12 protein-coding genes are annotated in these 15,171 nt (G+C 71.7%); 3 read left to right on the top strand and 9 right to left on the bottom strand.

Annotated features, from left to right (window positions below):
• Positions 1-9: 9 nt before the first annotated feature.
• The 3 genes from K338_RS0111290 to K338_RS24500 are packed head-to-tail and all read right to left on the bottom strand — an operon-like array spanning position 10 to position 3,626.
• Positions 10-933: a tetratricopeptide repeat protein gene (locus tag K338_RS0111290; RefSeq protein ID WP_022918283.1), complete on the bottom strand. Its 924-nt coding sequence runs from the start codon at positions 931-933 to the stop codon at positions 10-12.
• 30 nt (positions 934-963) lie between these two features.
• The gene (locus K338_RS22115) at positions 964-2,025 is read right to left on the bottom strand and encodes a DUF8094 domain-containing protein (RefSeq protein WP_022918282.1); all 1,062 of its coding nucleotides are present in this window, start codon (positions 2,023-2,025) and stop codon (positions 964-966) included.
• Positions 2,022-3,626, bottom strand: coding sequence for a hypothetical protein (locus K338_RS24500; protein ID WP_022918281.1), 1,605 nt, complete (start codon positions 3,624-3,626; stop codon positions 2,022-2,024). The genes K338_RS22115 and K338_RS24500 overlap by 4 nt, the downstream gene beginning before the upstream one ends.
• Positions 3,627-3,865: 239 nt before the next feature.
• On the opposite strand from K338_RS24500, the gene K338_RS22105 reads away from it, so the two are divergent.
• Positions 3,866-5,455, top strand: coding sequence for a hypothetical protein (locus K338_RS22105; protein ID WP_022918280.1), 1,590 nt, complete (start codon positions 3,866-3,868; stop codon positions 5,453-5,455).
• A gap of 6 nt (positions 5,456-5,461) precedes the next feature.
• Here K338_RS22105 and K338_RS0111270 read toward each other — a convergent pair whose 3' ends face one another.
• Entirely contained in the window at positions 5,462-5,941 is a 480-nt protein-coding gene (locus K338_RS0111270; RefSeq protein ID WP_022918279.1) for a GNAT family N-acetyltransferase, read from the bottom strand.
• Positions 5,942-6,033: 92 nt separating this feature from the next.
• Here K338_RS0111270 and K338_RS22100 point away from each other — a divergent pair, with 92 nt between their 5' ends.
• Positions 6,034-6,465, top strand: coding sequence for a hypothetical protein (locus K338_RS22100; RefSeq protein WP_022918278.1), 432 nt, complete (start codon positions 6,034-6,036; stop codon positions 6,463-6,465).
• A 113-nt stretch (positions 6,466-6,578) separates the two neighbouring features.
• Here K338_RS22100 and K338_RS0111260 read toward each other — a convergent pair whose 3' ends face one another.
• Positions 6,579-7,346: an alpha/beta fold hydrolase gene (locus K338_RS0111260; RefSeq protein WP_022918277.1), complete on the bottom strand. Its 768-nt coding sequence runs from the start codon at positions 7,344-7,346 to the stop codon at positions 6,579-6,581.
• Between the two features lie 154 nt (positions 7,347-7,500).
• Between K338_RS0111260 and K338_RS0111255 the strand changes: the two genes are divergently transcribed.
• On the top strand, positions 7,501-8,979 hold the full coding sequence (locus tag K338_RS0111255; RefSeq protein WP_022918276.1) for a glutamate-cysteine ligase family protein: 1,479 nt from the start codon (positions 7,501-7,503) through the stop codon (positions 8,977-8,979).
• 2 nt (positions 8,980-8,981) lie between these two features.
• Here K338_RS0111255 and K338_RS0111250 read toward each other — a convergent pair whose 3' ends face one another.
• From K338_RS0111250 to K338_RS0111235, 4 genes are read right to left on the bottom strand one after another with little or no spacing between them, the layout of a single operon-like run.
• A complete protein-coding gene (locus K338_RS0111250) occupies positions 8,982-9,290 on the bottom strand; it encodes a hypothetical protein (RefSeq protein WP_022918275.1) in 309 nt (102 codons plus the stop codon).
• Positions 9,291-9,297: 7 nt separating this feature from the next.
• Positions 9,298-10,749 carry a GH1 family beta-glucosidase gene (locus K338_RS0111245; protein ID WP_022918274.1) on the bottom strand — a complete coding sequence of 484 codons (1,452 nt, stop codon included), beginning with the start codon at positions 10,747-10,749 and terminating at the stop codon, positions 9,298-9,300.
• The gene (gene yicI / locus K338_RS22095; protein WP_022918273.1) at positions 10,746-13,022 is read right to left on the bottom strand and encodes an alpha-xylosidase; all 2,277 of its coding nucleotides are present in this window, start codon (positions 13,020-13,022) and stop codon (positions 10,746-10,748) included. Before yicI ends, K338_RS0111245 begins: the two co-directional genes overlap by 4 nt.
• On the bottom strand, positions 13,022-15,043 hold the full coding sequence (locus tag K338_RS0111235) for a beta-galactosidase (RefSeq protein ID WP_022918272.1): 2,022 nt from the start codon (positions 15,041-15,043) through the stop codon (positions 13,022-13,024). The genes yicI and K338_RS0111235 overlap by 1 nt, the downstream gene beginning before the upstream one ends.
• Between the last annotated feature and the right edge of the window lie 128 nt (positions 15,044-15,171).

Genomic DNA, 15,171 nt, shown 5'->3' with positions numbered 1-15,171 from the left:
GGTGGGCGGTCAGTACAGGGCGATCGCCAGGTCGCGGCGGGCCTTGACCACCGCCGGGTCGTCGTCCGGGGCGATCCGGAACAGCTCGAGCAGCCGCACCCGGGCCCGCTCCCGGTCGTCCCCAGCGGTGACCCGCACCGCCTGCAGCAGCCGGGCATACCCCTCGGCGAGCCGGCCGCCGGCGACCTCGAGGTCCGCAGCAGGGAGCTGGGCGTCCAGGTCACCGGCCTTCGCCTCGGTAGCGCGCTGGAGCACCTGTGCCGGGTCCAGGCCGGCGATCCGCTTGAGCAGCTGCACCTGGGCCAGACCGGCCGCGGCCTCAGCGTCCGCGGGGTTCTCCTTGATCGCCTGCTCGAACGCCGCCACTGCACCGTCTAGGTCGTCGGCCTCGATGGCGTCGTAGGCGGCCTGCAGGTGCGGCGGCAACGGCGGCTCCGCCGGCTCCTCGGACTCCTCCGGCTGCTCACCGGCGTCCACCTCGCCGGTGACCCCGTTCTCCTTCGCCAGCTGCAGCAGCTGGTCCAGCACCGGGCGGATCTGCTCGGCCGCAGGTGCCCCTTGGAACAGCGGCACCGGCTGGCCCTTGATCACCGCCATCGCGGCGGGCACGGCCTGAACCTGGAACGCCTGCGCCAGTCGCGGGTTCGCCGCCACGTCGATGCGGGCCAGGACGAACTTGCCGCGCTGCTCGGTGACCAGCGTCTCCAGCGTGCTGTTCAGCTGGATGCTCTGCCCTTCCCCGACCTGCCAGAGGAGCACCAGGACCGGGACCTGGTTCGACTGCTGGACGACGTCGTTGAAGTTCTCCTCGGTGACGTCGGTGACCAGACCCTCGGGGGTGGCCGCGTTCGGCGGCGGAGGTGGCGGGGCGGCAAGTGCGGACAGGTCCACGGCGCCGTGCAGGTTGATCGACGGAGGGGGCTGCTGACTCATGCTCTCGATCCTAGTTCGCAGTCAGGGGTCTCAGGCACACCGGTCCGGATCCCGAGGACACTCCCGGGAGACACCGGTGAGCACCCGTTCAGCACCCAGCACGGTCACCTGCCCGTCCTCAGCGTCCTCACCGGGCACGTACATGGCGACCATGGTGCGGAACGAGGCGATCAGCGAGTCCTCGAGGTAGACCAGGGTGCCGTCCTCGTCGTCGAGTGCATCGATGTGCGGAGACGGGACGGTGATCTCCGACTGGGAGACGGTCTTGGTGAACTTCTGCCGGGTGCGCATCTCTCCGACGACGATGTAGCCGCCGTCCTCGGTGGCGAGGGCGATGACCGGGGAGTCCGAGGGATGGGTCCGGTGCGCGAAGGTCCCGGCCTCGTCCACCACGTCCAGGTTCTCCGCCTCGTCCCGGAACAGGGTGTAGAACTCGTCGTCCTCGAGGGCGAAGCTGTCCGCGAAGTCGCTGTCCTCGCCGTTGGTGAGGACGTCGGCGTACTCGGTGATCGCCTCGCCCGGGGCGACCAGGAAACCGGAGGCATCGTCCGGTATCTGCTCGGTGCCGGTGGCCGGCACTGCAGTCGGGGGCATCTCGGTGCCCGGCAGCAGCCGCACCCAGTGGTGCAGCTTGTACGGCGACCGCGGGTCCTCCTGCTCCAGGGTGAGCAGCAGCGGCACGTTCGCCCCGTCGGGGATCTCGGTGACCACCAGCATCGTGCGCGGCCAGTCCTGGGAGACGGAGACCACCTCAGCCTGCGGGGAGGTGATCAGGGTGCGCGGGCTGTACGCGCTGTCCCCGTCGGCGGTCGCCTCGGCCAGCCGGTACTCGGCGCCTCGGATCCGCAGCGCGGGGTTGGCCACTCGTGGGGAGAGCAGGTCGGTGTCCTGCTCCTCGTCTGCTGCGGCGACCACCTCGTCCAGGTCGGCGAGGATCCGGTCGATACGTGGTTCGTCGAGCACCGGCATGGTCTCCGGTGCCTCGGGCTGAGCCTCCGGTGACGGCACCGGGATGGCGCACCCGGCGAGGAGGCTCAGCGCGGCCAGTGCGGTGAGCCCTGCGCTCGCGCGGCGGGTGGTGCTGCGCTTCATCGGTCTCCCTCCTCGTCGCCCGGGGCGGGGTCGGTCTCGGTGCGGTCCGGCTCCGCGTCGGCGGGCATCGGGCTGACGGCGGTCGTCAGACCCCAGGTCTGCCGCCACGAGGCGCCGGAGGCTTGTGGGTTCGGTTCGTCGACGGCGTCGCTCGCCTGGCCAGCATCGCCGCCGCTGTGGTCGTCGGCCGGGTCGTCGTTCGCCACCGGCGCACTGCCGTGGGTGGGTCGGGCGGCACGGGCTCCGGCGTCCTTCCGCTTGCGGCGCTGCCACCAGCGGCGGGGTTGTCCCGCGGCGGCGTCGGCTGCTTCGCTGGGGGTCTCGTCCGGTGCGGTCTCGTCGCCGGACGTGGGGGTGCCCTCCCAGGTGCGGCCGAGGTCACCGGCAGGCTCAGCACCCAGCCCGCGGCCGGGGGCCGGGGACTCGTAGGTGCTGACCGGGCCCGCCTCGTCACCGGTGCGGCCGCTGCGGACCCACTCGTCCAGGTCCGTGGCACCCGAGCCGGCTGCTGTGCTGTCACCCTCCCCGGTCTGCTCGGTCTGCCCGGTCTGCCCAGGCTCCTGCGGCGGCTCGGTACCCGCTCGCGGCTGGTCACTGTCGGCGGACCCGTCGGCTGCCTGGCCGCTGATGATGGCGCTCCAGTCGCTGGGCGCCTCCTCGTCGGCCGCGCCGGTCCCCGGGGTGGAGGTGTCCTCCGCAGAGGGCGCCGTGGCGCTCGTCGCGGACGGGGCACCGCCCTTACGAGCCGCTGCCCGGGCGGCTTCGCGGATCTCACGGCGGGTCAGCGGGGTACCGTCCTCAGCAGTGGTGGGCACGACCGGCGTCTGCTCCTCACCGGAGTCGGCCGACCGCGCTCGGCGCGCGCGCCGCTCCTCCCGGTGCACGAGCAGCTCGACGATCAGCCAGACCAGACCGATGAGGAAGAGCACACCACCCACGATGAGACCAGGGACCACCAACGGGGTGGTGACCTCGCGGGTCCAGGTCATGGAGACGTCCGGCGCCGGCTCGGTGCCGTCGGTGGCGACCAGCATCATCCAGCGGCCCTCCACCTGGGACCAGTCGTAGGTCAGCTCGCCGGTGCCGGTGACCTCCTCGATCCACAGGTCGGACCCGGCCGGGTCCGGCACCGTGGCATCGGCCGGAGTGTCCTCGGCTCCCTCGTCCCCGGTGGCGTCCTCGGTCGGTTCCGCGCTGGCGTCGTCCGTGGCGCTCTCGTCGTCCGTGGCGCTCTCGTCCTCGGTGGCGCTGGGCTCCTCGCTCTCCGCCGGCCCTTGCGCGACCGCCAGCGTCTCCCAGTCGGTCAGCCCGGTGACCTCTTCGTAGGGAGAGCCGTCCAGCCAGGCGCGCACGTCTGCCTCCCGGCCCATGGCGAGCACCAGCGGGGTGTCCGCGTCAGGCGCGGTGAGCGTCACCGTCACGTTCGGGTTCACCGTGGCCAGCACGTTGCCGCCGGCGACCACGACCGGGACGTCCGGTTCCTGTGGCAGAGTGGCAGTGACCACTTCAGCAGGCCGCCAGATCGTGCCGGAGGCGAGTGCGGCGCCGGCCGTGCCAAGACCGAGCACGATGAGCACGATGGCGAAGATCCGTCGTAGCACCAGCTCTTGAGCCCTTCTCGTCGAGGTCGACCGTTCGCCGACGACCCCCCAGAGTACGTGACCTTTCCGTAACATCTCACGTCGTGGGTGATCCAGCACACCTGCGGAGGGGCTCGCAGCACCAGTTACGCTGAGTGCGTAGAGCGGTCCGTCATGTGCCGTCGGACTCTCTCCGGCGGAAGACCGAGCCTGGTCTTCGCCCCCAACTACACCCCCAAAGCTCATCGCGAGGAGCACCCGTGGCTGACGACTCATCGACCTTCCCCGTAGTGATGCGTGGGTACGACCGTGCGCAGGTCGATCAGCGGATCCACTCCCTGGAGCGACAGCTCAAAGAGGCGCGCACCCAGGTGGAGTCCCTGGATGCGAGCACGATGCAGATCTCTGGCGAGCTGGCCGATGCCCAGGCGCAGCTCCGGGAAGCGGAGAAACCGAGCTATGCCGGGCTCGGCGCCCGGATCGAGCAGCTCCTCCGCTCGGCTGAGGAACAGTCCGCGGACGTGCTCACCCAGGCGAACCGGCAGGCCAAAGACATCACCGCTCGGGCCCAGGGTGCTGCTGACGAGCTGACCTCCCAGGCGGAGAACGAGGCTGCCGAGCTGCTGGCCAACGCCCGACGTGATGCCGACAGCACCATGCAGGCGGCGGCCAGCCAGGCAGAGGGCACTCTGCTCGCCGCCCAGCGGAAGGCAGAAGAGCTGGTGGCCTCCTCAGAGCGGGAGGCCGCCCGGATCTCCAGCGTCGCCCGGACCGAGCAGAGCGAGAAGCACGCCAGCCTGGAGCGAGAGCTCGGCACCGCCCGGGCCGCTGCGGAGAAGGAGATCGCCGAACGAAAGGTCGCCTCCGAGCGCGCCGCTCGAGAGCTGAAGGCCAGCAGTGAGGCCGAGGCCGAGGAGATCCGCAACCGCACCAGGAGCGAGGCGGAGGCGCACCGGGAGGAGGCTCGCCGGGAAGCGGCCACCACGATCGCGCAAGCGGAGGAGGAGGCGGCCGAGCTGCTCCGGCAGGCCAATGCGGACGCCGAGGAGATCCGTCAGTCGGTGGCGCAGCTGCGAGAGGACGCCGAGCTCGAGATCGCCCAGCGACGAGCCGCCTCGGAGGAGTCGGACGCCGCGCTGCACGCGCAGGCGAAGGCGGACACCGACGAGATGATCGCCCGTGCGCAGGCGCACGCCCAGGAGGCGGAGGCCCGGGTCGCAGAGGCGTTGACCAAGGCGGAGGAGCTGCGCTCGGCCGCCGAGGCCCAGTCGGCCGAGATCCTGGCCGACGCTCGGTCCAGTGCGGACCGGATCACCCGGGAGGCGCGCGAGGCGGCGGACCGGCTGCGTTCGGACACTGCGGCCGAGACCGACCGCGACCGCCGCACCGCGCAGCGGCAGGTGGACGAGCTGAACCAGCAGCGCGAGTCGATCACCGGGTACCTGGACGAGCTGCGCACCCTGCTCGGCTCCGGGCAGATCGCCGATGCCGCCACGCTGGTTGCCCAGGCAGAGGCGGCGGACGGCGACACCGATGAGATCGATGCGTCCGAGTCCGACGACGTTGAGCTGGGCGAGGCCACCCCGGCAGACGCTCCGGAGGACCGCAGCCCCCAGACCCCGCAGGACGCGCAGGAGCCGGCGACGCCCGAGACGGACAGCAGCGACAGCGCCGAGAGCGCCCCAGAAGCTGTCGAGGGATCGCAGGACGCCCAGGACGATGGTGCGCAGGACGCTGCAGACGACGCCGCGGCCGCTGCTCCGGCCGACGCGGAGGATGCCGCCACCGGCGACACCGAGGTGCTGGACGCCGTCACCGACGAGCAGCGCGTGGGCCCGAACCCGCGCTGATCTCGGTCAGCGCACCATCCGGACGGTCGTCAACCCGCCCCAGTGCGCCACAGTCTCGGTCGACCCGTCCGGCTCGAACCCGTGCTTGCGGTAGAACGCCAACGCCCGCGGGTTCTCCTCCGCGACCCAGAGGAAGCACGGTGCGTCGCCGACCGCCAGCTGGAGCAGGTTCGCCGCGGTGCCCTGCCCGTACTCGCTGGTGCGCACGTACAGCGCCTGCAGGCACAGCGGGCGCGGCCCCTCGGTGCCGGCGGCGTGCGCAGTGGCGAAGCCGACCGGCACCCCGTCACGGTGGGCCAACCAGACGGCATCACCGGCAGGGTCGCTGAGCCTCTCCAGCCAGTGCCCGGAGCCCCGCTCCTCCCGCTGCCGGAACACCGTCTCGGGCACCAGGCCGGCATAGGCCTCCCGCCAGGTGACGCAGTGCAGCTCGTGCAAGGCGTCGGCGTCGCCCGGGTGGGCTTGTCGGATCCGTGCAGCGGTCATGGTCGCCCAGCATAGGAGCACCGCCGCGGGCCGCGAACCTCGACGCCGAGCGGTCGCACCAGGCACGTTGTCGGTGCACCTACCCTGGGACGGTGAGCACTCCCGCTGACTGGGCCGCACAGCGTACTGAGGCCGCCCGCGAGCACGAACGCCGGCTGGCTCAGCGCCGGCAGGCGGAGGTGGACCGGGCCCGGCAGATGCTGCACACCTTCGCCGCCGCCGCCCGCGCCGCGGACCTGCCCACTGAGCCCTTGGTGGTCAAGGGCTACGGCAGCCGCGGTTCGGCGCGCACCCCGCTGCGCGGCTGGTACCTGCGGGTGGACCGCACCGCCGCGCTCACCCCGGACGGGCAGTTCTACGTGCTCACCGCCCCGTTGACGGCGTGGGAGCGGCTGCGCGGCACCAGACCTGAACCTGCCGACCCGCCGCTCGTGCTCGGCGCCGGCGGCAAGGACGGCGACTCCATCCCGCTCGTAGATGCGCTCACCCGTCTGCTGCCCGACTGGGATGCCGCGCCGAGCTGACGGTCAGCGCGATACCTGCTCCGCGGGTGCGATACCCGGGAGCACGACTGCGCGGGCCAGGTATCGCCTGCATCGATTCACGCGACGGCGGGTGCGGGTGAGGGGGGAATGGGTCAGCGGGCGCGGGCGTGCAGGTCGGCGAGGGCGGTCGCCACCTGGTCCGGCGCCTCCACCGCGCTGAGGTGGCCTGCACCGTCCACCTCGACCACGTCGGTGCCCAGCGCGGCGGCCATCTCCTCGTGGTCGGCCAGGCTCGCGGTGGCGTCCTGAGCACCGCGCAGCACCAGCGCCGGCACGTCCAGCTGCCGCAGCGTGGCGAGCCGGTCCTCTCGTGCCGCCATCGCTCGTTGCGCCCAGGCGATGCCCGACGGCGGAGCCTGGGTGAGCCATCCGCTCACCTCGGTCCGCACTTCTTCCGGCGGGGTCTGCCCGAGCAGGGTGTCGATCATCGGTGCGACCACCTGCGCGCCCTGCTCACCCAGTGCCGCCTCGGCCATCTGCAACCGCGCGGCCCGTGCCTGCGGCGGGTCCACCCGTGCCTTGGTGTCCAGCAGCCCGATCCCAGCCAGGAGCCCGGGCTGCCGCTCGGCCAGCGCCAGGGTGGTGTAGCCGCCCATGGACAGCCCGGCCACCACCGCCCGCCGTACCCCGACGGCGCCGAGTGTGCCGGCGACGGCGTCGGCGTACTCCTCCAGGCCACCGCCCAGGTCCGGGGAGTCCCCGAAGCCGGGCGCGTCGATGGTGAGCACCGGCACCTGCGGCAGCGCCGCGATCGTGTCCGTCCACATCCGCGAGTCCAGCGGAAACGCATGCAGCAGGACCAAGGGTGGGCCGCCGCCGTCCGACCCCGGTCCGTACCGACGCCAGGCAAGCTTGTGCACGTCTGCCTCCTTCGTCCCTGCTGAGCCTACCCACCGCGCACCCCTGCACCGCCGAGCAGCTGCGGATCCGAACCTGTGGCGGAGCCAGCCCAACGATGGTGGGATAGGCCTCATCGCCGCCGCCACACCCGGCCCCGCGCGCAAGGAGACGCCTGTGGGAGATGAGATCAACACCCAGACCTTCAGTCGGGAGCAACGGCTGCGCTACCGGCAGAAGGTACGTCGGTGCCTGGACGTGTTCTCCGAGATGCTCGCCCACCACCACTTCGACTCCCACCCTGCCCTGACCGGCCTGGAGATCGAGCTGAACCTGGTGGACTCGGCGATGCAGCCGTCGATGAAGAACGCCCAGGTGCTCTCCGAGATCGCCGACCCGGCGTTCCAGACCGAGCTGGCGCGGTACAACATCGAGCTGAACGTGCCCCCGCAGCCGTTGCCCGGGGAAGCGGTGCTGGACCTGGAGCGGGACCTGCGTGATGCGCTGAACCACGCGGACGACCGGGCGAAGCAGCATGGCGCGCAGATCGCGATGATCGGCATCCTGCCCACGCTGCGGCCCGAGCACCTGTCCGGGGACTGGATGAGCCCGAACCCGCGGTACCAGGCGCTGGAGGACGCGGTGTTCGCCGCCAGGCGCGAGGACATCGAGCTGGACATCTCCGGTCCGGAACCGCTGCGGATGCTCACCGCCACGATCGCCCCGGAGTCGGCGTGCACGTCGGTGCAGCTGCACCTGCAGGTCTCCCCCAGCGAGTTCGCCCCGCACTGGAACGCCGCGCAGATCCTCGCCGGCCCGCAGCTGGCGCTCGGTGCGAACTCCCCGTTCCTGTTCGGCAAACAGCTCTGGGCGGAGACCCGCACCGAGCTGTTCCTGCAGGCCACCGACACCCGCTCCCCCGAGCTGCGCAACCAGGGGGTGCGCCCGCCGGTGTACTTCGGCGAGTCCTGGATCACCTCGATCTTCGACCTGTTCGAGGAGAACGTGCGCTACTTCCCCGCCCTGCTGCCGGAGACCACCGACGAGGACCCGGAGGCGGAGCTGGCCGCCGGACGCACGCCGAGGTTGCAGGAGCTGCGGTTGCACAACGGCACGGTGTACCGGTGGAACCGGCCGGTCTACGACGTCGTGCACGGCAAACCGCACCTGCGGGTGGAGAACCGGGTGCTCCCGGCTGGGCCGACAGTCAGCGACATCCTCGCCAACGCCGCCTTCTACTACGGTGCGATGGAGATGCTCGCCCACGAGGACCGGCCGATGTGGTCACGGATGAGCTTCTCCGCCGCCGAGGCGAACTTCACCGCCGGCGCTCGGGACGGTGTGGAGGCCACCATGTACTGGCCCGGGTACGGCGAGGTCGGTTGGGACGAGCTGGTACTGCGGCACCTGCTGCCACTGGCTGCCGAAGGTCTGGCGCGGCGACATGTGGCCAGCACGGTGGTCGACCGCTTCCTGGGCATCATCGAGGCGCGGTGCAAGCTCCGACGCAACGGGGCCTGGTGGCAGACCGAGACCGTCGCGGCCCTGGAGGCTACGGGCATGGACCGGGATCAGGCGCTCACCGAGATGCTGTTGCGGTACATGGACGGGATGCACTCCAACCAGCCGGTGCACACCTGGGAGCTGCCGGGCTGACCTCAGCGGCGCGGGCCGCGCCGGTCCCGGGCGCGCCAGCAGGACGTGTGCCAGTGCCGCCGGTCCGCGAGCGCGGCATCGGCCCCGAACAGGTGCTCTTCGCTCCAGGCGACCACGTGCGCCACACTGGGCGGGATGGTCTGCTGGCAGCCGGGGCAGGTGTAGCTCTTCGCCGAGCCGGCCACGCTCCGCACGTTCCAGCGCCGCCCGTCGGCCCCGGACTCGCGCCGGGCGCCACCGCGCAGCACGGCGTCGACGTCGAGCTCCGGGTGGGGCTCGCCGTACGGACGCTTGCGGGATCGACGGGCCATCAGGCCATTATGCGTGCGGGACGGCGGAGGGTTGCCTGCCCGGCTGCTCCCCCGCCGGCAGCGCTCCGGCAGCCACCACCTGGGCGTACCAGCGGGCAGAGTCCTTGAGCACCCGCTCCTGGGTGTCGTAGTCCACGTACACCACCCCGAACCGCCGGTCGTAGCCGAACGCCCACTCGAAGTTGTCGAACAGGGACCAGACGAAGTAGCCGCGCACGTCCGCCCCGGCCGCGCGCGCCTCGGCGACGGCCTCCAGATGGCCGCGGAGGTAGTCGATCCGCTCCGGGTCGTGCACGGCCCCGTCTGCCGAGCACACATCGTCGAAGGCGGCCCCGTTCTCGGTGACCATCAGCGGCAGCTGGTACTCGGTGTGCAGGCGCAGCAGCAGCTCGGTCAGCCCGCTCGGGTCGATGTTCCAGCCCATCGCGGTGTGCGGGCCCGGTTCGGGCAGGAACTCCACGTCCTCAGCGCCCACCCACGGGCTGTGCGCGGAGTCGCCGTGCTGGGTGGAGGCCGGCAGCGGGTCCTCCGGTCGTGGCGCCCGCGCCCGGGAGGTGCAGTAGTAGTTCACCCCGAGCAGGTCCACGCGCTGGCCGATCAGCGCCTCGTCGCCGGGCTGCACGAAGGAGAAGTCGCTCAGGTGCGCCACGTCCGCCCGCAGGTCGGCCGGGTAGGCCCCGCGCAGCATCGGGTCCAGGAAGATCCGGTTGCCCACAGCGTCCAGGCGACGCACCGCGTCCCGGTCTGCCGCCGAGTCCGGGTCGGCCGGACGGTGCACGTGCGTGTTCAGCGTGACCCCGACCTGTGCTTCCGCACCCAGCTCCGCGCGGATCGCGGCCACGGCCAGCCCGTGCGCCAGGTTCAGGTGGTGGGCGGCGCGCAGCGCAGCCACCGGGTCGGTGCGGCCCGGTGCGTGCACCCCGGAGGCGTAGCCGAGGAAGGCCGAGCACCACGGCTCGTTCAGCGTGGTCCACAGCGCCACCCGGTCACCCAGGGCGCGGGCGATCGCCCGGGCGTAGTCGGCGAACGCGAACGCGGTCTCCCGCACGGTCCAGCCACCGGCCTGCTCCAGCTCATCAGGCAGGTCCCAGTGGTAGAGGGTGACCACCGGGCGGATACCGCGCTCGATCAGCCCGTCCACCAGGTCGGAGTAGAACGCCACCCCCTCCGCGTTCAGCTCCCCGGTGCCACCCGGCTGCACCCGCGGCCAGGAGATGGACAGCCGGTAGGCACCCAGGCCGAGGCCGGCCATCAGGTCCAGGTCCTCGCGCCACCGGTGGTAGTGGTCGATCGCCACGTCCCCGGTGTCCCCGTTCAGCGTGCGGCCCGGGGTGTGGGAGAAGGTGTCCCAGATCGACGGGCCGCGACCACCCTCTCGCGCTGCCCCCTCCACCTGGTAGGCGGCAGTGGCCGCACCCCAGAGGAACTCGGGCGGAAAGGTGCTCACCGCATCGGTCACGTCGCGTCCTCCTCCAGGTCGATCGAGACGGTCTGCCCGTGCGCCGGATGGTCGCGGCCCCGCCAGTACAGCGACCACGGTGCCACGCCGGAGTCGGTGCTCGCCTCCAGGCGAGACCCTACCCGCCGCACCGTGAACTGCCCGGCCGAGCCTGCGCCGTCGGCGGTGGGGACCTCCAGGACCACCTGCTCGCCCTCGGCGAGCTCGTACACCCGCAGCTGCACACCCTCGGCATAGTCGTAGTCCGGGCGGTCGGTGCGGGCACCGAACGGGACCACGCTGCCGGGTCGGGCCAGCAGGGGCACCGAGTCGAAGCCGTGCTCCTCGCGCACCCAGCGCGGTCCGTGGACCACCTCGTCGGTGAGCACCTTGGTCCACGCCCCCTCGGGCACGTAGTACTCCACCCAACGCTCGTCGAACACCGGCGCCACCAGCAGCGAGGAGCCCAGCATGTACTGCGTGTCCGCGGCGGCCACCGACCGGTCCCGCGGGAACTCCAGCATCATCGGGCGCATCACCGGCACCCCGGTGCCGCTGGCCTGCTGACCGGCCGCGGCCAGGTAGGGCATCAGCCGGTACTTCAGCTGGGTGAAGAGGCGGGTCACCTCCACCGCCTCCTCGTCGAACGCCCAGGGCACCCGGTAGGAGTCCGACCCGTGCAGCCGGCTGTGCGAGGAGAGCAGCCCGAAGGCCACCCACCGCTTGAACACTGCGGGGTCCGGTGTGCCCTCGAAGCCGCCGATGTCGTGGCTCCAGAAGCCGAACCCGGAGGCGGCCAGGGACAGCCCACCGCGCAAGGACTCGCTCATCGCGGAGAACGTGGACTCGCAGTCCCCGCCCCAGTGCACCGGGAACTGCTGCCCGCCGGCGGTCGCCGAGCGGGCGAAGACCACTGCTTCCCCGGTGCCCCGCTCCTTCTGCAACAGCTCGAACACGCAGGCGTTGAACAGGTGGGTGTAGTAGTTGTGCATCCGCTGCGGGTCCGACCCGTCGTGCCAGCGCACGCTGGTGGGGATGCGCTCGCCGAAGTCGGTCTTGAACGCGTCCACCCCCTGGTCCAGCAGCGTGCGCAGCTTGTCCTGGTACCAGGTCCAGGCGTCCGGGTTGGTGAAGTCCACCAGCGCCATCCCCGCCTGCCACATGTCCCACTGCCACACGTCCCCGTCGGGTGTGGTGACCAGGTAGCCACGTTCGGCTCCTTCGGCGAACAGGTGCGAACGCTGGGCGATGTAGGGGTTGATCCACAGCGAGACCTTCAGGTCGCGTGCGTGCAGCCGGTCGAGCATCCCCTGCGGGTCGGGGAACGTGGCCGGATCCCAGACGAAGTCGCACCAGTGGAACTGCCGCATCCAGAAGCAGTCGAAGTGGAACACGCTCATCGGCAGGTCCCGCTGCGCCATCCCCTCGATGAAGGAGGTGACGGTCTCCTCGTCGTAGCGGGTGGTGAACGAGGTGGACAGCCACAGCCCGTAGGACCAGGTGGGCACCCGGGCGGGCAGCCCGGTCAGGGCGGTGTAGCGACGCAACGCGTCCTTCGGCTCCGGCCCGCCGACCACGTAGTACTGCAGGTGCTGACCGGGCACGGAGAACTGGGCCCGGGAGACCACCTCGGTGCCGATCTCGCAGGAGACGCGTTCCGGATGGTCCACGAACACCCCGTACCCGCGGTCAGAGAGGTAGAAGGGTACGTTCTTGTACGCCTGGTCCGAAGCGGTGCCGCCGTCCTGGTTCCAGATGTCCACCGACTGCCCGTTCTTCACCAGCGGCCCGAACCGCTCCCCCAACCCGTAGACGCGCTCGGCCACGTCCAGGGTGAGCTGTTCGCACACGTACGGTCCGTCGTCGGCCACGGAGATGATGCCCACGGACCGGTCGGTCGAGGAGGTGAGCACGCGACCGGACTCGTCGACGAACTCCACCTGCCAGGACCCGCGGGTGCGCACCCGCGCGGTCAGCGACCCGGAGGTCAGCGAGGCCACGCCGTCCCCGATGTGCACCTGCACCGGTGCCTGCGCCCGGTGCAGCTCGAAGTGTGGCCCACGGTCGCGCACCCCCTGGAAGTGCTCGATCCGCACCCCGATCACCCCTTCAGCCGGGGAGTCCAGCCGCACGGTGATCATCGGCCGGTTCAGCGTGTCCCCGCGGGTGCCCAGCGGTGCGGTGGCGGCGTAGACGGTGAGGTGGTCCCCGCCGTCGGCCACCGACTCCACGAACCGGGGCCGCAGGATCTGCACACCGGGCAGCACCTGCCAGTAGCCATCGGTGAACTTCATCAGGTCTCCTTCAGGACGACAGCGCCCGCTGCGGGCACGGTGAGCTCGCCTGCACGCTCGGCGCCGGTGAGCGCATCCGTGCAGGGGTGGGTGAGCGTGGTGGTGACGGGTGTCGAGCCCGGGTTGAACAGGAACAGGTGGTCACCGCGGCGGGCGGTCTCCAGCGCTGCGGGACCGGTCACCGGCGACTCCGGCGGGGCCAGCCCGGCGGCACCGGTGAGCAGGCCGATCCAGGTGGTCATCGTCTCCTCGTCGACGACGGCACCCAGGTGGAACAGGTCCGCCCCCGGGGCGCGCAGCACGGCCGGGCAGCCGTCCAGGTCGGCGCCGGTGAAGGTGGCCAGCACGGTGGCACCGTGGGGACGCAGCCGTTCGGCGAAGGTGTGCGCGTGGCCCCTCAGGCCGGTGCCGGCGCCCCGGGCGGTCAGACGCGCACCATCGGGCCCGAGCGGGCACCACTCCTCCACCTGCGCGCCGAGCAGGTCGGCAAGTCCGGCGGGCAGCGGCGCCGGGCGCACCGCACCGTTCGGGTCGGCCACTGCGGTGAACGGGCCGAGGGCGAGCACACCGGTGCCGACGGCGGAGCGCAGGTTGGTCAGGGCTCGGTCGGTGACCGTGTGCAGGGTCGGGGCGAGCAGCAGGGCGTAGCCGGTCAGGTCTGCCTCACCGGTCACGATGTCGACGGCGTACCCCGCCCGCCACAGCGGGCGGTACCAGGCGAGCAGCTGCTCGAGCGGGTCGAGACGGCTGGTGGGCAAGCCTCGTCGGGTGGCGGTCCACCAGCTGGGCCAGTCGAACAGCAGCGCGATGCGCGCAGTGATCGGTGTGCCGGCCAGCGGGGCGAGGGCGCGCAGGTCGGCGCCGAGTGCACGGACCGCCCGGTGCACCCGGGTATCGGTTCCGGCGTGCGGGAGCATCGCGGAGTGGAACCGCTCGGCACCGGAGGCCGAGGCGCGCCACTGGAAGGACAGCACCCCGTCGCTACCGTGCGCGATCGCCCGGAGCGCGTCCGAGCGCATCTGCTCGGCGGTCTTGGGCAGGTTGTGCTCGCGCCAGTTCACGGCGGAGACCGCCTGCTCCATCAGCAGCCAGGGGCCGCCGTCGGCGAGCGAACGCATCAGGTCGTGGGTGAGCGCAGCACGCACCGGTGCCTCGGGATCGGCGGGGTCGGGGTAGGAGTCGTCGGAGACCACGTCCAGCTCCCCCACCCAGGTGGTCGGGTCCAGCCCAGGGAAGAACCCCATGAAGTTGGTGGTGATCGGCTGGGCGGCACCGGCGCCGCGGATCGCGTCCCGCTGCTCGGTGTACAGCTGCAGCAGCATGTCCGAGGTGAAGCGGCGGAAGTCCAGGTCGGTGCCGGGGTTGGGCAGGTACGGGGCGGCCCGGGGTGGGACCACCTGTTCCCAGCTGCTGTAACGCTGCCCCCAGAACGCGGTGCCCCAGGCCTCGTTCAGACCCTCGAGGTCCCGGTACCGGGTGGTGAGCCAGGTGCGGAACCTAGCCGCGCACCCGTCGCACCAGCAGACCTGGCCGAACTCGTTGCCCACGTGCCACAGCACCACGGCCGGATGGTCGGCGTACCGAGCGGCCAGGTCGGTAGCGATCCTGCGGGCACGGTCCCGGTAGACGACGGAGGTGGGGCAGAAGTGGTTCCGGGACCCGTGCCACAGTCGCACTCCGTCGGCGGTGACCGGCCGGGTCTCCGGATAGCGGCTGGCCAGCCACGGCGGTGGGCTGGCGGTCGGGGTGGCCAGGTCCACGGCGATGCCCCACTCGTGCAGCACGTCGAGCACCTCGTCCAGCCAGGCGAAGTCCCGCTCGCCCTCGGCCGGTTCGATGCGGGACCAGCCGAACACGTTCACGGTCACCAGGTTCACCCCGGCGGCGACCATCAGCTGCGCGTCCTCGCGCCAGGTCTCGGCAGGCCACTGCTCCGGTGCGTAGTCGCCACCATAGAGCAGCCCACGGACCGAGGTGAGCCGAGCCAGGGCGTTCCCGCCCGCCCGGGTGCTGGGTGCCACATCGCCTCCTGTGCGGACTCGGTCCGTGCACGTCTCGTTCGTTCCGGGTCCTGCCGAGGCTGGTCCCGCGCTCCTCGACCTGGTCTCTCCACCGGCGGTCCTGACCGCTCGTGACCGTCGCGTTGTCG

This window comes from Ruania albidiflava DSM 18029 (assembly GCF_000421225.1).
Classification (GTDB): Bacteria; Actinomycetota; Actinomycetes; order Actinomycetales; family Beutenbergiaceae; genus Ruania; species Ruania albidiflava.
Note: the sequence above shows the minus strand (reverse complement) of the source record. Positions and strands in the feature narration are given on the sequence as shown.